This window comes from Thioalkalivibrio sp. ALMg11 (assembly GCF_000377905.1).
GTDB lineage: Bacteria > Pseudomonadota > Gammaproteobacteria > Ectothiorhodospirales > Ectothiorhodospiraceae > Thioalkalivibrio.
The window spans coordinates 29,163-46,620 of sequence record NZ_KB898874.1; the positions used below are offsets into that span (position 1 = coordinate 29,163).

Below are 17,458 nucleotides of genomic sequence, written 5' to 3' on the forward strand. Positions count from 1 at the left end.
ATGCCGGTTACCACTTCACCCAGCGAGGCACTCCCTGCGCATGTGGCCATCGTCATGGATGGCAACGGGCGTTGGGCCGAAGCTCGAGGTCTGAGTCGTTCCGAAGGCCATCGCGCGGGGCTGGAGGCGACGCGCCAGGCCGTGCGGTTTTTCGCCGAACAAGGCGTGGGTACCCTGACCCTGTTCGCCTTTAGCAGCGAGAATTGGGGCCGGCCGCGCGACGAGGTCGAGGCGCTGTTCGATCTGTTTGTGTCCGCCATCGAGGCGGAACTCCCGGAACTTATCGAGCGCGGTATCGCGCTGACCTTTATTGGCGATCGTGCAAGCTTCCCGCAGGATCTGCAGGCGCGCATGGCGGAAGCCGAGCAGGCCTCTGCTGGCAACGAACGTATGCGGGTCGTCGTGGCACTGGGATACGGTGGTCGCTGGGACATCCTGCAGGCGGCACGCCGCTGGGTGGCCGCCGGCGATGAAGGGCCGAATCCCGAGACTTCTTTCTCCGATTATCTGAGCACCGCCGGGATGCCCGACGTGGATCTGCTGATCCGTACGGGCGGCGAACGCCGCATCAGCAATTTCCTTTTGTGGCAGGCGGCGTATGCCGAGCTGCTTTTCATCGAGACCTTCTGGCCGGATATCACCGCCAATGAGCTTCAACAGGGGCTGGCGTGGTATGCGAGTCGCCAGCGGCGTTTCGGCTGCGTGACCGCAGCCGCTGAGGCAAGCCCGCGGGGCGAGGTGCCGAGTGCTTAAGCAACGGATTCTGACCGCCTCGGCGCTTGGCTTGCCGGCGCTGGCCCTGGTGGCCTGGGGCCCGAACTGGGCGGTGCTGGCGCTGGTGGCGCTGGTTCTCGGGTTGGCGGCCTGGGAGTGGGCCGGACTGGCCGGGCTCGACGGCCCGGTGGCACGCGGCGCGCTGGTGGCTGCCGTGGTCGTTCCCGTGCTTGCGCTCGGTCTGGCGCCGGTTGCGGGGTTGCACTACCTGATCCTGGGTCTGGTGTTGCTGTGGTGGCTGATTATCCTGTTGCTGTTGCCGTTTTATCGCGAGCGCGAGACGGACGCGCCCGCATCCCGTCGTGCCCTGTTTGCGGTGGCCGCGATCATGACGTTGGTGCCGGCGGGAATGGGCCTGGTCTGGTTGCATGCCCTGGCGCCTTTGCTGGTGGTCTATCTCGTGGTGCTGGTCGGCCTGGCCGACACCGGGGCGTATTTCGCCGGGAAGGCGTTCGGGCGCAACCCGCTGGCGCCGCATATCAGTCCCGGGAAGACACGCGAGGGCTTGCTTGGTGGTCTGCTGACGGTGCTGGCCTTCGCGATCGTGGTGGCGGCCGTCTGGGGTCTCGAGCCGATGGACGCGATGGTGTTCTTGCTGCTGTCGGTGCTGATCGGGCTGGTCTCGGTTGTGGGCGACCTGTTCGAGAGCATCCTGAAGCGAGAGGCTGGCGAGAAGGACAGTGGTTCCTTGCTGCCGGGCCATGGGGGTATTCTGGACCGGTTCGACAGCATGGTCGCGGCGGCCCCGGTCTTCCTGGCCGGATTGTTGTGGCTGGCGCTGATTCCGGCCCCGCCGGTGGCCGCATAGCGCGAACGGACGCAGGTATCCATGAAGACGACGCAGATCACTATTCTCGGATCGACCGGCAGCATCGGGCTCAGCACGCTCGATGTGGTGGCGCGTCAGCCGGAACGCTTCCCCGTCTATGCCCTCACGGCTCATCGCAATGTAGAGCGGATGCGTGAACAGTGTCTGGCGCACCAGCCGGAGGTGGCCGTGATGGTCGACCCCGATGCTGCGGATACACTGCGTGCGGCGCTGGCGGCGGCCGGCTCGCGTACCGAGGTGCGAGCGGGGGCCGAGGCACTGGCGGAGGTGGCCCGCGAGCCCCGCGTCGACGCAGTGATGGCGGCGATCGTGGGCGCGGCCGGTCTGTTGCCTACACTGGCCGCGGCCGAGGCGGGCAAGCGGGTGTTGCTGGCCAACAAGGAGGCGCTGGTGATGTCCGGGGCCTTGCTGATGGATGCCGTGCGGCGCTCCGGTGCCTGTCTGCTGCCGATCGACTCCGAGCACAATGCGATCTTTCAGTGTCTGCCCAATGGCTATGTCTGCGCGGAGCCGGTGACACCGCACGGGGCGCGCCGGATCTGGCTCACCGCTTCGGGCGGGCCGTTTCGAGATCGCCCGCTGGACAGCTTTGCGGGCATTACCCCGGACGAGGCCTGCGCCCACCCCAATTGGGACATGGGGCGCAAAATCTCGGTGGATTCGGCGACCATGATGAACAAGGGCCTCGAGGTGATCGAGGCCTGCTGGCTTTTTGCCGTGGTGCCCTCGACGATTCAGGTCGTGCTGCACCCGCAGAGCATCGTGCATTCGATGGTGGCCTACGATGACGGGTCGGTGCTCGCGCAACTCGGCAACCCCGACATGCGCACACCGATCGCCCATGCGCTGGCCTGGCCCGAGCGTATGGAGTCGGGCGTCGAACCGCTGGATCTGCTCACGATGGGCAAGCTGGAGTTCTCCGAGCCGGAAGCAGCACGTTTCCCGGCGCTCGGGCTCGCCTACGCCGCACTGGAACGTGGAGGGACAGCCACCGCGGTTCTCAACGCGGCCAATGAAGTGGCGGTGGATGCCTTCCTGGGAGAGCGTCTGGCCTTCAGCGAGATCCCGGCAGTGATTGCCACGACCCTGGAGGCGATCGAGGCCGAGACGGCCGATTCGCTGGAGCGGGTCCTGGGCGCGGACCGACGAGCTCGCGAGGTCGCGAGCGAGTATGTCGCGAACCTGCGACAAGCCGTGTCATGACATTCCTGACGAGCCTGCTGGCGTTTGCGGTGGCCATTGGCGTACTGGTCACCGTGCACGAGTACGGGCATTACCTCGCCGCCCGTTTGATGGGGGTGAAGGTGCTGCGGTTCTCGGTGGGTTTCGGCCGGCCGATCTTCAAGCGCTACTTCGGGCGTGACCGAACGGAATTCGTGATTGCCGCGTTGCCGCTGGGTGGCTACGTGAAGATGCTCGACGAGCGCGAGGGTCCGGTGGCGCAGGAGGAGGTCACGCGGGCCTTCAACCAGAAAGGCCTTGGGGCCCGTACGTTCGTGGTGTCGGCCGGGCCGGCGGCGAACTTCCTGCTCGCGATCCTGGTATACGCCGTGATGTTCATGGTGGGTGTGGGCGGGATCAAGCCCATTCTGGGCGAGGTGGCGCCGGACACACCTGCCGCCGAGGCAGGCCTCGAGCGCGGACAGGAGATCCTGCGGGTGGGGGATCGTGAGGTGGCGGACTGGGAACAGGCCAACCTGCGGCTGCTGGATCATGCGGTGCGTGGCGAGGCGGTGACCCTGCTGCTGCGGGGCACGGACGGTCGAGAGGTCGAGCGGGAGGTGGACCTGAGCGATCGCCAGGCGCTGCTGGCGGAGGGGCAGTTCCTCGACAAGCTGGGGTTGCAGCCCTATCGGCCGATGCTGGAACCGCGTATCGGTGCCGTCGAGGCCGGGAGCCCCGCGGCGGCGGCAGGACTGGAGGTTGGGGATCGCGTGCTGGCAGTGGACGGCGAGCCGGTCGCGGACTGGAATCGCTGGGTCGAGGTTGTGCGCGCGCATCCGGAAGCGGACTTGCGGGTCACTGTGGAGCGAGGCGGGCGCACCCTGGAACTACGGATGACGCCGGAGGCGACGGATCACGACGGGGTGGCCATCGGCCGTATCGGCGCGGGCGTGGATACGGATCAACCGGCGGCACGGGACATGGCCGTACTCGTGCGGCAGGGTCCGGGATCGGCGTTTGTCTCGGGGGCGGAGCGGACGTGGGATGTGACGGTCCTGACACTGGGCATCCTGTGGCGAATGATCACCGGTGATGCGTCGGTTAAAAATATTAGCGGACCGGTTACCATAGCCGAGTTTGCGGGGGTCTCGGCCTTGATCGGGATTTCGGCGTTCCTGGGATTTCTCGGGCTGGTGAGCGTGTCGCTCGGGATCATCAATCTGCTGCCGATCCCGATGCTGGATGGCGGCCATTTGCTGTACTACGCCGCCGAGGCGGTGAAGGGCAGCCCGGTGTCGGAGCGGACCCAGATAATCGGCCAGCAGGTGGGTCTGCTGGCGATCGCGGGGCTGATGACACTGGCCCTGTACAATGATTTGACACGACTGTTCGGTTAGGCGAAGGCACTCAGGAGGGGCACCCCGGGTGCCTCGATCAGCCCACCGAACGGCCTATTTTTTGGCGGAGAGCATGGCGCGAAACAGCTTGAGAGGAATGGCCCTGGTCGGTTTGCTGGGCCTGGCGGGGACAGCCTGGGGCCAGGCCTACGAGATCGAGGATATCGAGATCGAGGGGCTGGAACGGATCACCGCCGGTACCGCGCTCAGTTATCTGCCCGTGCAGGTCGGCGATACCTTCGACGACAATCGTAGTCCGGAGGTGATCCGCGAGCTGTTCCAGACCGGCTTCTTCGACGATGTGGAGATCGCGCGGCGTGGGGATGTCCTGGTCGTGATCGTCTCTGAACGGCCGGCGATCAACGAGATTAATTTTTCCGGTAACCGGGATATCCCCGACGAGGGCCTGCGCGAGGCGCTCGATTCCGCTGGCCTGCGCTCCGGGCGGGTGTTCAACCGGACCATGCTGGACCGGATCGAAAGCGAGTTGCGTCAGCAGTACTTCGCGCGTGGGCGCTACAACGTGCAGATCGACGTCGAGATCGTCGACCTGCCGCGCAATCGGGTGGACGTGGAGATCGATATCGCGGAAGGCCCCGTGGCGAAGATCCGCCAGGTCAATGTGGTGGGCAACGAGACCTACAGCACGCGTTCGCTGACCCGCGGCTTCGAGTCCGGCGTTCCGCGCTGGTGGGCCTTCTTCAGCCGTCGCGACAACTACTCGCGCGAGAAGCTCTCCGGGGACCTGGAACAGCTGCGTTCCCATTATCTGGATCAGGGTTTCCTGGAGTTCGATATCGACTCCACTCAGGTGACGCTGACGCCGGATCGCCGGGATCTGTTCATCACGATCAACGTCGACGAGGGGGATCGCTACACGGTGACCGGTGTGGATCTCGCCGGGGAGTTCGTGATCCCGCGTGAGGAACTGGAAAGCCTGATTGACGTGGACATCGACGGGCCGTTCTCGCGCAGTCAGGTGACCGAGTCCGCCGAGCGGATCAGCGAACGTCTGACCCGGGAGGGTTTCGCGTTCGCCAACGTGAATCCGGTCCCCGATGTGGACGAGGACAACCGCGAAGTCGCGATCACGTTCTTTGTCGACCCCGGTCCGCGCGTCTACGTACGCAACATCCGCATCACCGGCAACCAGAACACCGAGGAACGGGTGTATCGCCGCGAGATGCGTCAGATGGAGAGCGCCTGGTACAACGGGGCACTGGTCGAACGTTCGCGGGTGCGTGTCCAGCGGCTGCCGTTCGTCCAGAGCGTGAACGTGGAGACCGAGCGGGTCGCCGGGACCGATGACGAAGTGGACCTGAATATCACCGTGACCGAGCAGCAGTCCGGGGCCCTGTCCCTGGGTGCCGGGTTCTCGCAGAACCAGGGGCTGCTGCTGACCGCGAGCCTGACGCAGGACAACTTCCTCGGGACCGGCAATCGCTTCTCCACCGAGGTGAGCACCAGCAAGGTCAACCAGTTGTTCCGGATGAGCGTGACCAATCCGCACTTCACCCCGTCCGGGGCAAGCCGCGGGTTCTCCGTGTTCTATCGCAAGATCGACGCCGAGGAGGCCAACGTCTCGCGGTATTCATCCAACCGCTATGGCTTTGACGTGACCTACGGGATTCCGCTGTCGGAGTTCGACCGGATTCAGGTGCGGCCGGGCTACGAGAACATCGAGATCCAGACGGTCGACGCATCACGGGGCCGGGTCGGGACGCCGGACGAAATCATCGACGAGCTTGACGAGTTCGGTGACACGGCGAACCTGTACAAGCTCGAGACCAGCTACGTTCACGATACGCGGGACAGCACGACCTTCGCGTCGGAAGGCCGTCGTCATCGGATCGGGCTCGAAGTGACGGTTCCGGGTAGTGACCGCGAGTTCTACAAGCTCACCTATTCGGGGCAGGAGCTCTTCCGGCTGTCGGATCGCTACTCCTTCAGCCTTTCCGCCGGACTGGCCTACGCGGATGGCTACGGAGGGGATGACGTTCCGTTCTACGAACGGTTGTTTGCCGGTGGTATTCGCTCTGTGCGTGGCTACGAGGACAACCAGCTGGGCGATCGGCGGCGGATTCGGGATGGTGACCGGGTTGCAACGCGGGATTCGAATGACGACCCGTATGGTGGCCGGTTCCGCACGACGGCCTCCGCGGAGTTGTTCTTCCCGATGCCCTTCGCTGCTGACAACGATGCGGTTCGGATGAGTACCTTTGTCGACGCAGGGAACGTGTTTCACGACGTGTCGGATTTCGACACGAGCGAACTGCGGGCGTCGGCGGGTGTTGCGATCACATGGTTCTCACCGGTCGGTCCGCTGAGCTTCAGCGTTGCGGAACCGTTTAACGATCAGCCGGGTGACGACTTGCAGCGCTTCCAGTTCCTGCTGGGGGCCAGTTTCTGAGGATGATCGATGCAAGCGCATCGGGAGGCGTCATGAGATCCGGGATGGCCTGGTTCGCCGCGGTGATTCTCGTCGCCAGCGGATGGCTGGCGGTGCCCGCTGTCGCCGGGGCACAGAATGTGGCATTCGTGACGATGAATCGTATCCTCGAGGATTCGCCGCAGGCCGAAGAGGCCATGCGCGAACTGGAGCGCGAGTTCTCGCCGCGGGATTCGGAGCTGGTGGCGGAGCGCGAGGAGCTGCAGCGGCTGCGTGACCGGCTGGAACGTGATGGGGACCTGATGAACCCATCGGAACGGGCGGACCTGGAGCGGGAGTTCTCGCAACGTTCGCGCGAATTCCGGCGGGCGCAGGAGAGCTTCAGCGAAGACCTGAACGTACGCCGCAACGAGGAGCTGGCCAAACTGCAGCGACGGATCAACGATGCGATCGTCGATCTCGCCCGGGAACGCGACATTGATCTGATCCTGACCGAGCGCAACGTGCTGTATGCCAGCGACCGGATCGACATCACGGACGACATCCTTGCCACAATGCAGCGAGACTGACGGCGGGTTTTCAGCCCGCGAACTGGCGGAAACGCTAGGCGGGCGGCTCGAGGGAGAGGGCGATCGCTGCATCGCTGGGCTGAGCCCGCTGGCGACCGCTGGTCCTGATGATCTGAGTTTTGTTACCGATGTCGTGCGGCACGCCGAGGCGCTCACGGCAAGCGCAGCGGCTGTGATCCTGGTGCCGGAGGCTGCGAGGCTGAAATCGACATCTACCCGAACCCTGATCCATCTGGATGATGTCTATCTCGGCTATGCCCGCGCGAGCCAGTACCTCGGCGCGCCACGACGTGCGCGTGCTCCGGGGATCCATCCGGGTGCGGTTGTGGATCCCGGGGCCTCGGTGGCTCCCGACGCATTCGTGGGACCAGGGGCGGTAATCGGGGCGGGGGCTACGGTGGGGCCCCAGGCCGTCGTGGAGGCACACTGCGTGATGGGCGAGGGGGTGACGGTGGGGGCCGATACCTTCCTGCACCCCCGGGTGACCCTGCTCGAAGGGGTCGAGGTGGGGGAGCGGTGCATCCTGCACAGTGGTTGCGTGATCGGGGCCGATGGCTTCGGATTCGCCCCCGCGGGCGAACACGGCTGGGAGAAGATCGAACAGCTGGGCCATGTCGTGATCGGCTCGGATGTGGAAATCGGAGCGAACACCACCATCGATCGCGGCGCGTTGCGCGCGACGCGAATCGGGAGGGGTGTGAAGATCGACAACCTGGTTCATGTTGCCCATAACGTCGAGATTGGCGACCATACGGCCATTGCCGGCTGTGTGGGGATCGCGGGCAGTGCCCGGATCGGCGCGCATTGTGCAGTCGGAGGTGGCGTCGGGATCCTGGGCCACCTGTCCATCGCGGATCACGTCACCATTCACGCGATGACCCTGGTCACGCGGTCCATTACGCGGCCTGGTCACTACGCTTCGGGAGTCCCGCATCAAGAGGCCCGGTTGTGGAATCGCATGCTGGCCCGACTGCGCCGTCTGGCGCGTTAGGCGATCGAGGGGCGGTCGAGGGGCGCTCGATCTGCCCTGGGAGTAACTGGCCTTGCCCCGTGTGGAGAGGCCGAGTCGAACGTCGTATTGCACGTCCCGCGCAGCGGTCCGGATGCGGCATAACAAGATCAAGAGAAAGGACACCGGCGTGGATGACTTTAATGTCCAGGAGATCATGCGCTACCTGCCGCATCGTTACCCGTTCCTGATGGTGGATCGGGTACTGGAGTGGGAGGCAGGGAGCTATCTGACGGGGATCAAGAACGTCAGCATCAACGAACCGTATTTCCAGGGGCACTTCCCGATCAAGCCGGTGATGCCTGGGGTCCTGATCCTCGAGGCCCTGGCACAGGCCACCGGCCTACTTGCGTTCAAAACCGAAGAGGCGCGTAACGAGAATCAGGACAAGCAGCAGCTGTACCTGTTTGTCGGGATCGACGAGGCGCGCTTCCGGCGCCAGGTGGTACCCGGCGATCAACTCCACCTGCGAGTGGATCTGAAACGTACGGTGCGGGGTATCTGGCGCTTCGACGCGGTCGCGAAGGTGGGCGAGGACGTGTGCGCGACTGCGCAGCTTATGTGTTCCGGTCAGGAAATCCCGGCGTGATCGATCCGCGGGCGGACGTCCACCCCAGCGCCGAGATCGACAGCTCGGTGACGATCGGGCCGTTCTCGGTCATCGGTGCCAATGTGAAGATCGGCGCGGATACCTGGGTCGGCCCGCACGTGGTGATCAACGGACCGACCGAAATCGGGCGGGAAAACCGAATCTTTCAGTTCTCCTCGATCGGGGAGGAGCCCCAGGACACCAGCTATCGGGGTGAACCCACGCGGCTGGTGATCGGTGATCGCAATGTGATTCGGGAGTCGGTGACGCTGCACCGGGGAACCGAGAAGGGGCTGGGCGAGACCGTAATTGGCCACGACAACCTGATCATGGCGTACGTCCACATTGCGCACGATTGCACCATCGGGAACGGCATCATCTTCTCCAATGCCACCTCGCTTGCAGGGCACGTGGAGATCCAGGATCACGCAACGCTGGGCGGTTTTACCCTGGTGCATCAGTTTTGTCGCGTGGGCACCTACGCCTTCACCAGCATGGGCGCGGCGCTGAACCGTGACCTCCCGCCGTATTGCCTGGCGAGCGGCAACTATGCGCGGCTGATCGGGATCAACAAGGTTGGCCTCAAGCGCAACGGTTTCTCCAATGACGCCATCCAGGCGCTCCACCGGGTTTTTATCCAGGGGATGCGAGGCCGCGCAGGGCGCGAGACCCATCTGGACGCCATGTTCGAGGAGACCGAGGTGCCCGAGGTGCGCAACCTGATCGCATTCGTGCGCGGCAGTCGCCGCGGTATCCTGCGCGGCGGTCGTCCGCACTGACTCGGTCTCCCCGGGACAGGACCCTGCGTGCTGTCCAATCGCTTGGCCCCCAAACGAACCGTAGTCCTTAAATCGTCTTCGCCCCGTCGCTTAGTTGGCCGTGGTGCAGGAGTTCGCGCGCCATTTCGGCCACGCGGCGGTCGGCTCCGCCATCACCCAGGCGTTCGCGCACCTGCGTCAGGCGATCGCGCATTTCTTCCAGGGCCGCGGGCCGGTCGAGCAGATCCGCGGCATCGCGGGCCAGGCGCTCGGCGGTGGCATCATGTTGCAGGTACTCGGGCACCAGGCGCTCACCGCCCACGATGTTGACCAAGGCGATGTTCTCGACCCGCACAAGACGCGAGAAGACCGCGTGGCTCAGGGCGCCCATGCGGTAGAAGACGAGCATGGGCGCCCTGAGCAGGCCTGCCTCCAGGGTTGCCGTGCCCGATGCGATCAGCAATAGATCGGCTCCCGCCATCAGGGAGTGGGTGGCCGCATCGCCGCCCACGAAATGTACGGGGAGATCGTCACACGCGGCGAGGGCCGCCAGGTGGTCGGTGGTGACCCCCGGCGCCATGGAGGCCACGAACTGGATGTCCGGGTGAGATGCGTGGAGGCGCCGGGCGGTGTCCACGAGCATGGGCCAGTGGCGCTTCAGTTCGCCGTTGCGGCTGCCAGGAAGAAGCCCGACCAGGCGCGTATCGGGGGCGTGGCCGAGCTGTTCACGAATCGGCCGTTCGGGCGGCTGCACCCGATCAACGAGGGGGTTGCCGACATAGCGGACCGGGACCCCGGCCTTCTCGTAGATGTCCGTCTCGAACGGGAACAGCACCGCCATCGCGTCCACGTTGTGCTGGATCCGCTTGATCCGGCCCGAACGCCATGCCCACAACTGCGGGCTGACATAGAACAGCACACGGATGCCGAGACGGCGGGCATGGGCGGCCAGGCGCAGGTTGAACTCCACGTAGTCAACCAGGACCAGCAGGTCCGGGCGATGGGTCTCCAGGTGCTGGCACATGCGCCGGAACAGGCGGCGCAGGCGGGGGTAGTTGACCAGCACGTCGACCAGGCCCACAACGGCCAGTTCGGAGACGTCGATGAGCGTATCGACTCCGGCGGCGCGCATTTGCGTCCCGCCCATTCCCGTGTAACGGAGACCGGGCTCCGCGGCCGCGAGTTCGTGCACCAGCCCCGCCGCAAGTGCGTCACCGGAACTCTCGCCGGCGCAGATCACGACATGCTGCGTCATGACCGGTGGGAGCCCCCTGTGGACGCGATCCGGCGCGGCGTCACGCGAGGGCGTCGCGGATCTTCCCGCAGATCATGTCGATGGTTGCATCCTCGAGTTCCGGGAACACCGGAAGGGACAGGCAGCGTTCCGCTACGGACTCGGTGACGGGCAGCGTCTCCGGGCGGTTCGGGAGGTCGGCGAAGGCCTTTTGCTGGTGCAGGGGCACCGGATAGTAGATCGCGCAGGCCACCTCGGCGGCCTTCAGGGCCTCCATGATCGCGTCGCGGTGGTCGCTGAGCAGGGTGTACTGGTGGTAGACGTGCACCCCGATGCCGTCCTCGAACGGCACCTCGACTGGCAGCCCGGCCAGGCCATCCCGATAGCGCGCAGCAACCCGACGGCGTTCGGCGTTGTAGGTGTCGATATGCGGCAGCTTGACGCGCAGGATCGCGGCCTGCATCTCGTCCAGGCGGCTGTTGTAGCCGATCTCGTCGTGGTAGTAGCGCACGCTGGAGCCATGGTTGCGCAGCCGGCGCAGGGTGTCGGCGGCGGACGGGCAGTTGGTGGTCACCAGACCACCGTCGCCAAAGGCCCCGAGGTTTTTGCTGGGGAAGAACGAAAAACAGCCAAAGGCGGTGGCGGCGCCGGTCTGCACGCCATCGACGGTCGCGCCAAAGGACTGCGCGCAGTCCTCGACGATCATCACCTTGTGTTTCTCGGCGATGGCCTGAAGCCGCGGCATGTCGGCCGGCTGGCCGAACAGGTGGACCGGCAGGATCGCGCGGGTGCGCTCGGTGATCGCCGCCTCGACCTGGTCCGGGTCGATGTTGAAGGTGCGCGGGTCGATGTCCACGAATACCGGATCGGCCCCGACATAGCGGATCGCCTCGGCCGTGGCGATGAAGGTAAACGGGGTGGTGATGACCTCGTCGCCCGGTCCGATGCCCGCCGCGGCCAGCGCCAGGTGCAGGGCATCCGTGCCGGAGGCACAGGTGATTGCGTGTTCCACGCCCAGGTACTTGGCGAGCTCCTGCTCCAGGGTCTGCACGTTGGGGCCCAGGATAAAGCGCGCACCGGCCAGCACGTCCTGTAGCGCGGCATCGATTTCGGGGCGCAGGGTCTGGTACTGGCGCTGCAGGTCGACCATCGGGATCACGGCTTGACTCCTGTGGGGTTAGGGAAACACTGATTAATGTACGCACTCGCGTTGGCACCCCAGGTTTTCCGAGGCAAGGCGCGTCGTGCGGCGGGTAGTGGTTCTACCCGCCCGTTTTTGATGGATTCGGGGCGCAACGCAGGATCGGGGAACCTGGGGCGCCAACCCAACAAGCCATTGAATGCAGGGGCTCGGCCGCCCGTTGTTGATGAAAACGGGCGCGGGAACGGCGTTGCGGCTCCCTTGTGCAGAATGACTGCACGGCAGTCACCGCGCCTTGTTCGCACGCAAAAGCGACTCGAGCGGGAGTGCGTACATTAATCAGTGTTTCCCTTGACGTCGAGGTGGCTGTGCGGGCCGTCGGCCCGGCTCATGATGTTCAGGTTTTCGTAGACCAGATCGGTGATGCGGCTGGCCGTCTCCAGGGCACGCTGGCCGTCGCGGCCACTGACCACGACCGGTCCCTGACCGCGCACTGCGGCGACGAAGGCCTGGATCTCGGCCAGCAGGGCGTCGGCCTCGTCGAACACGCTTTCCTCGCGGTGGATCGCGGGGGCCCCGGTCTCCGGGTCGGGCTCGCCGATGTGGTTCAGCGACAGGATGCGGTTCTGGAAGTCCACCGAGGCGTAGGCATGCGACTGGAAGATGCGCATGCGGCGCTCGGACTTGGTGCTGATGCGGCTGGAGGTGACGTTGGCCACGCAGCCGTTGGCAAATTCCAGCCGGGCATTGGCAATGTCGATGTCGCCGGTCAGCACGCGGGCGCCGGAGGCGCGAATGTCGGTCAGCGGGGCATCCACCAGCGACAGGATGATGTCGATGTCGTGGATCATCAGGTCGAGCACGACCGACACGTCGGTGGCGCGCGGCTTATAGGGCGCCAGGCGGTGCGACTCGATAAACCGCGGGTGCAACGGGGTCTCGGTCAGTCGGCGCAGTGCGGCATTGAAGCGTTCTAGGTGCCCGACCTGGAGGACTACGCCCTGCTCCTCGGCGATCCGGTTCAGCGCCTCGGCCTGCTCCAGGGTGGCGGTAATCGGCTTCTCGACCAGGACGTGACAACCGGCCTCGAGGAAATCCCGGGCGATGTCGTAGTGCAGGGTGGTCGGCGCGGCGATAGAGACCGCATCGACCTGCCCGATGAGGGCGCGATGATCGGTCTCCGCGCGGCAGCCGTGTTCCGCTGCGATGCGGCCGGCGGTTTCGGAATCGGCATCGACCACGGCAACCAGTTCGGTGTCCGGCAGCGCGGCGTATTTGGCGGCATGCCATTTGCCAAGATGGCCCACGCCGATAGCGGCGCAGCGTAACGGAGATTGGGACATGAGTAGGCTCGGATCCGGAGGGGGTGTGCTAGGATTTTCGGCGCTATTGTAACGGATCCCCGGCGCGGCGCATGTTCGCGTTCGGGCGATTGCCCGCAGTTCACCGTGGTGGAGACTCCATGTCCGATTTAGAGGCAGCGCAGCGCTACGTCGCCGGCGTGGACGAAGTGGGGCGCGGGCCGCTGGCCGGGCCGGTGGTGGCGGCGGCCGTCATCCTGCCGGAGGGCTACACTTGCCCCGGCCTGACCGATTCCAAGAAGCTCAGTGCGAAACGCCGCGAGACGCTGGACGTGCAGATCCGCGCCGACGCGCTGGCATGGTCGCTGGGCCGGGCCGAGGCGGCGGAGATCGATGAACTGAATATCCATCATGCGACCCTGCTCGCCATGCAGCGCGCGGCGGCCGGGCTCACAGTCGCGCCGGCACATCTGCTGGTGGACGGGCGCTTTACACCGCAGGGCCCCTGGAGTGCCGAGGCGATTGTCGGTGGGGATGGCTCGGTGCCCGCGATCAGTGCCGCCTCCATCGTCGCCAAAGTGGCCCGCGACGGCTGGTTGCGAGACCTGCATCACGAATACCCCGATTACGGCTTCGACCGCCATTCCGGCTACCCCACGGTGGCGCATCGCGATGCCCTGGAACGGTTGGGGCCGTGCCCGCAACACCGCCGTAGTTTCGGCCCGGTAGCCCGTGCGCTGGCGGCGCGTGAACAGGAGATTGGGGCATGAGCGAAGGCCACCCCGGTTTCGTGCACCTGCGGGTGCATTCGGAGTATTCCCTGATCGACGGGCTGGTCCGCCTCAAGCCGCTGGTGAACGCGGTGGCCGAGGGCGGGATGCCGGCCGTCGCGGTGACCGATCACTGCAACCTGTTCGGGCTGGTGAAGTTCTACCGTGCGGCGATCGCAAAGGGTGTGCAGCCAATCATCGGTGCGGACGTTCTGGTGCGCGATGCCCGCGCCGACGGCAGCCTTGCGCGCATGACCCTGCTGGCGCAGAACGACCCGGGCTACCGCAATCTGACCCGGCTGATCTCGCGCGCCTGGCAGGAGGGACAGGAGAAGGGCATTCCGCGGGTGGACTGCGCCTGGCTGGATGCGGCCGCCGAGGGCCTCATTGCGCTCTCGGGTGGGATCGACGGGCTGTTCGTGAACGGATCCGGGGCCGCCCGGGCATTGCTGGCCGAGGATCTGGCGCCGTGGATGCAGCGGTTCCCGGGCCGCTTCTATCTGGAACTCGTGCGCAGCGATCGCCCGGGCGAAGAGGCCTGGATCGAACAGGCGCTGGCCGCGGCCGAGGCCTTCGATCTGCCGGTGGTGGCCACTAACGATGTTCGCTTCCTGCGGCCCGAGGACTTCGAGGCCCACGAGGCACGTGTCTGTATCCATGACGGCGTGACCCTGGACGACCCGCGACGCCCGCGCCGCTACTCGGAGGCGCAGTACCTGCGTACACCCGAGGAGATGGCGGAGCGGTTCGCGGACATTCCCGAGGCCCTGGCCAATAGTGTGGCGATCGCCCGGCGCTGTTCGGTGAGCCTGACCCTGGGCGAGTCGGTCCTGCCGGACTTTCCGGTCCCCGAGGGCTATACGGTGGAAGACCACCTGCGCGAGACCTCGGCGCAGGGATTGGCGGGTCGCCTGGAGCGCTTCTGCTTCGCGCCGGCGGCGGATTACGAGGCGCGCTTGCAGCGCGAGCTGGACGTGATCTGCCAGATGGGTTTCCCCGGGTACTTCCTGATCGTGGCGGACTTCATCCAGTGGGCCAAGGACAATGGCATCCCCGTGGGGCCGGGCCGTGGCTCTGGTGCGGGGTCGCTGGTGGCTTATGCGCTGGGTATTACCGACCTGGATCCATTGCGTTACGATCTTCTGTTCGAGCGATTTCTCAATCCTGAACGTGTCTCCATGCCTGACTTCGATGTCGACTTCTGCATGGAGCGCCGCGACGACGTCATCGACTACGTCGCCGAGCGCTACGGGCGCGACAAGGTCTCGCAGATCATCACCCACGGCACCATGGCCGCCAAGGCGGTGGTGCGGGATGTCGGGCGCGTGCTGGGCCATGGCTACGGTTTCGTCGACCGCATCGCGAAGTTGATCCCGTTCGAGCTGGGCATGACCCTGCAAAAGGCCCTGACCGAGAGCGCAGACCTCAAGACGCAATACGACGAAGACGAGGAGGTGCGCGCGATCATCGATCTCGCGCAGAAGCTCGAGGGCCTCACCCGGAACGCGGGCAAGCATGCCGGCGGGGTGGTAATCGCGCCGTCCGCGCTGACCGACTTCTCGCCGTTGTACTGCGAAGACGACGGCGGCTCGCTGGTGACCCACTTTGACAAGGACGACGTCGAGGCGGTCGGACTGGTGAAGTTCGACTTCCTGGGTCTGCGCACGCTTACCATCATCGACTGGGCGGTGGAAAACGTCCGCAAGATGGATGCCGCGGTACAGGTCGATCTCGATGCCATCCCGCTGGATGACCCCGAGACCTTCCGGCTGTTGAAGGACTACCAGACCACCGCCGTGTTCCAGCTGGAATCCGGTGGCATGAAGGACCTGATCCGCCGCCTGCAGCCGGACAGCTTCGAGGAGATCATCGCGCTGGTGGCGCTCTACCGCCCGGGCCCGCTGCAGTCGGGCATGGTGGACGACTTCATCGACCGCAAGCATGGCCGCGCCCAGGTGGAATACCCGCATCCGGACCTGGAGCCCATTCTGCAGCCCACCTACGGCGTGATCCTGTATCAGGAGCAGGTCATGCAGATTGCCCAGGTGCTGGGCAATTACACCCTGGGCGGTGCGGATCTGTTGCGCCGCGCGATGGGCAAGAAAAAGCCCGAGGAGATGGCCAAGCAGCGCGAGATCTTCCTCGAGGGGGCACTGGGGCGCGGGGTGGATGAAGGGGTTGCGACCTACATCTTCGATCTGATGGAGAAGTTCGCGGGTTACGGCTTCAACAAGTCGCACTCCGCCGCGTATGCCCTGGTTGCGTACCAGACCGCCTGGCTCAAGGCGCATTATCCGGCGCCGTTCATGGCTGCGGTGCTGTCCGCGGACATGGACAACACCGACAAGGTCGTGGGGCTGATCGAGGAATGCCGGATCATGGGCCTGGAGGTGCTGCCGCCGGACGTCAATCAGTCGGACTACCGCTTTACCTGCCACGACGCGCAGACCGTGGTCTACGGCCTGGGCGCAATCAAGGGCGTTGGGGAGTCGGCCATCGACACCCTGCTCAAGGCGCGCGGCGAGGGCGGCGAATTTCACGGGCTGGTGGACCTATGCCAGCGTGTGGATCTCGGCAAGCTGAACAAGCGTGTGCTGGAGACGCTGGTGCGCGCCGGCGCGATGGATCGGATCGGCGCTAACCGTGCGACGCTGCTGAACGACATCCCGATGGCGGTCGCGGCAGCCGAACAGAGCGAGCGCAATGCCAACCTGGGTGTGGTGGACCTGTTCGGGGATCCGGCTGCGGCCGTGATCCCGGATAGCGCGACCCTGGCCGAGATGGAGGACGATGATCGTCTGCGCGGCGAGAAGAACACCCTGGGGCTTTATCTGACCGGTCACCCGGTGGAGCGCTACCGCGCCGAGCTGCTGCGCCTGACGGGGACCACGCTGCAGGCGCTGGAGGCCAAGCTGGAGGATCGCCCGGACGAACCCCAGGGCCAAAAGTGGCGCGGCAAGCAGGAAACCGTGCGCATCGCCGGTCTGATTGTCGGGGTGCGGGTGCGCAACACGCAGAGCGGACGCATGGGCATCGTCACCCTGGACGATCGCAGCGGGCGGGCCGAGGTGGTGCTGTTCAACGACGACTTCACCACCTACAAGGACCGCCTGGAGCCGGACGCCTTGCTGGTCGCGGAGGGTACGGTCACGCTCGACGACTATGCCGGTGGGATCCGCATGCGGGCCCGTACCGTCTACAGCCTGGACGAAGCGCGGGTCCAGTGGGCCCGCGCGCTGCATCTGTGCCTGGAGGGGGTGGTGCCCGAGCAGGTGGCCCATCTGCGCGGGCTGATGGAACCGCATCGCGAAGGGCCTTGCCGCGTGCACCTGTGTTATCGCCGCGACGGCCTGGAGGCGGATATCAGCCTGCCGGAAGGGTGGACCATCCGTCCGGACGAGCGGCTGTTGCGTGGCATTCAGCAGTCGCTGGGGCCGGGTTGCGAGGCCGAGGTTCTCTACGGCCGGTAGATGGAAACAAGGCGTCGCCGCACCTGCATTGGAGCGGGGATCGCCGCAATTGGTTACAATTCGC

At 65.6% G+C, this 17,458-nt stretch carries 14 protein-coding genes; 11 read left to right on the top strand and 3 right to left on the bottom strand.

What is annotated here, in order from left to right; genetic code table 11:
* From uppS to lpxA, 9 genes are all read left to right on the top strand, one after another.
* The gene (gene uppS / locus D578_RS0107665; protein WP_018949386.1) at window positions 1-753 is read left to right on the top strand and encodes a polyprenyl diphosphate synthase; all 753 of its coding nucleotides are present in this window, start codon (window positions 1-3) and stop codon (window positions 751-753) included.
* The gene (locus D578_RS0107670) at window positions 746-1,582 is read left to right on the top strand and encodes a phosphatidate cytidylyltransferase (protein ID WP_026289246.1); all 837 of its coding nucleotides are present in this window, start codon (window positions 746-748) and stop codon (window positions 1,580-1,582) included. Before uppS ends, D578_RS0107670 begins: the two co-directional genes overlap by 8 nt.
* A gap of 21 nt (window positions 1,583-1,603) precedes the next feature.
* The gene (gene ispC, locus D578_RS0107675) at window positions 1,604-2,806 is read left to right on the top strand and encodes a 1-deoxy-D-xylulose-5-phosphate reductoisomerase (RefSeq protein ID WP_018949388.1); all 1,203 of its coding nucleotides are present in this window, start codon (window positions 1,604-1,606) and stop codon (window positions 2,804-2,806) included.
* Window positions 2,803-4,164, top strand: a complete 1,362-nt coding sequence (gene rseP / locus D578_RS0107680; protein WP_018949389.1) for an RIP metalloprotease RseP — start codon at window positions 2,803-2,805, stop codon at window positions 4,162-4,164. Before ispC ends, rseP begins: the two co-directional genes overlap by 4 nt.
* Before the next feature lie 73 nt (window positions 4,165-4,237).
* The gene (gene bamA, locus D578_RS0107685) at window positions 4,238-6,574 is read left to right on the top strand and encodes an outer membrane protein assembly factor BamA (RefSeq protein WP_369772757.1); all 2,337 of its coding nucleotides are present in this window, start codon (window positions 4,238-4,240) and stop codon (window positions 6,572-6,574) included.
* A 44-nt stretch (window positions 6,575-6,618) separates the two neighbouring features.
* Complete coding sequence (locus D578_RS0107690; protein WP_018949391.1) at window positions 6,619-7,122, top strand: OmpH family outer membrane protein; 504 nt, start codon at window positions 6,619-6,621, stop codon at window positions 7,120-7,122.
* Entirely contained in the window at window positions 7,100-8,113 is a 1,014-nt protein-coding gene (gene lpxD / locus D578_RS0107695) for a UDP-3-O-(3-hydroxymyristoyl)glucosamine N-acyltransferase (RefSeq protein WP_026289247.1), read from the top strand. The genes D578_RS0107690 and lpxD overlap by 23 nt, the downstream gene beginning before the upstream one ends.
* 112 nt (window positions 8,114-8,225) lie before the next feature.
* The gene (gene fabZ, locus D578_RS0107700) at window positions 8,226-8,720 is read left to right on the top strand and encodes a 3-hydroxyacyl-ACP dehydratase FabZ (protein ID WP_018949394.1); all 495 of its coding nucleotides are present in this window, start codon (window positions 8,226-8,228) and stop codon (window positions 8,718-8,720) included.
* Window positions 8,717-9,499, top strand: coding sequence for an acyl-ACP--UDP-N-acetylglucosamine O-acyltransferase (gene lpxA / locus D578_RS0107705; protein ID WP_018949395.1), 783 nt, complete (start codon window positions 8,717-8,719; stop codon window positions 9,497-9,499). The genes fabZ and lpxA overlap by 4 nt, the downstream gene beginning before the upstream one ends.
* Window positions 9,500-9,566: 67 nt before the next feature.
* Here the strand turns inward: lpxA and lpxB are convergent, their stop codons facing one another.
* From lpxB to D578_RS0107720, 3 genes are all read right to left on the bottom strand, one after another.
* A complete protein-coding gene (lpxB, locus tag D578_RS0107710; protein WP_018949396.1) occupies window positions 9,567-10,733 on the bottom strand; it encodes a lipid-A-disaccharide synthase in 1,167 nt (388 codons plus the stop codon).
* 40 nt (window positions 10,734-10,773) lie between these two features.
* Window positions 10,774-11,871, bottom strand: coding sequence for a DegT/DnrJ/EryC1/StrS aminotransferase family protein (locus D578_RS0107715; protein ID WP_018949397.1), 1,098 nt, complete (start codon window positions 11,869-11,871; stop codon window positions 10,774-10,776).
* Between the two features lie 317 nt (window positions 11,872-12,188).
* Entirely contained in the window at window positions 12,189-13,196 is a 1,008-nt protein-coding gene (locus D578_RS0107720) for a Gfo/Idh/MocA family protein (protein WP_018949398.1), read from the bottom strand.
* Window positions 13,197-13,315: 119 nt separating this feature from the next.
* Here D578_RS0107720 and rnhB point away from each other — a divergent pair, with 119 nt between their 5' ends.
* The gene (gene rnhB, locus D578_RS0107725) at window positions 13,316-13,924 is read left to right on the top strand and encodes a ribonuclease HII (protein WP_018949399.1); all 609 of its coding nucleotides are present in this window, start codon (window positions 13,316-13,318) and stop codon (window positions 13,922-13,924) included.
* Complete coding sequence (gene dnaE, locus D578_RS0107730) at window positions 13,921-17,394, top strand: DNA polymerase III subunit alpha (RefSeq protein ID WP_018949400.1); 3,474 nt, start codon at window positions 13,921-13,923, stop codon at window positions 17,392-17,394. The genes rnhB and dnaE overlap by 4 nt, the downstream gene beginning before the upstream one ends.
* Window positions 17,395-17,458: the final 64 nt, after the last annotated feature.

Excerpts from the sequence above, each read along its gene's own strand:
- uppS (WP_018949386.1), top strand. The coding sequence starts at position 1 with ATGCCGGTTACCACTTCACCCAGCGAGGCACTCCCTGCGCATGTGGCC.
- ispC (WP_018949388.1), top strand. The coding sequence starts at position 1,604 with ATGAAGACGACGCAGATCACTATTCTCGGATCGACCGGCAGCATCGGG.
- rseP (WP_018949389.1), top strand. The coding sequence starts at position 2,803 with ATGACATTCCTGACGAGCCTGCTGGCGTTTGCGGTGGCCATTGGCGTA.
- bamA (WP_369772757.1), top strand. The coding sequence starts at position 4,238 with ATGGCGCGAAACAGCTTGAGAGGAATGGCCCTGGTCGGTTTGCTGGGC.
- D578_RS0107690 (WP_018949391.1), top strand. The coding sequence starts at position 6,619 with ATGGCCTGGTTCGCCGCGGTGATTCTCGTCGCCAGCGGATGGCTGGCG.
- fabZ (WP_018949394.1), top strand. The coding sequence starts at position 8,226 with ATGCGGCATAACAAGATCAAGAGAAAGGACACCGGCGTGGATGACTTT.
- lpxB (WP_018949396.1), bottom strand. The coding sequence starts at position 10,733 with ATGACGCAGCATGTCGTGATCTGCGCCGGCGAGAGTTCCGGTGACGCA.
- D578_RS0107720 (WP_018949398.1), bottom strand. The coding sequence starts at position 13,196 with ATGTCCCAATCTCCGTTACGCTGCGCCGCTATCGGCGTGGGCCATCTT.
- rnhB (WP_018949399.1), top strand. The coding sequence starts at position 13,316 with ATGTCCGATTTAGAGGCAGCGCAGCGCTACGTCGCCGGCGTGGACGAA.
- dnaE (WP_018949400.1), top strand. The coding sequence starts at position 13,921 with ATGAGCGAAGGCCACCCCGGTTTCGTGCACCTGCGGGTGCATTCGGAG.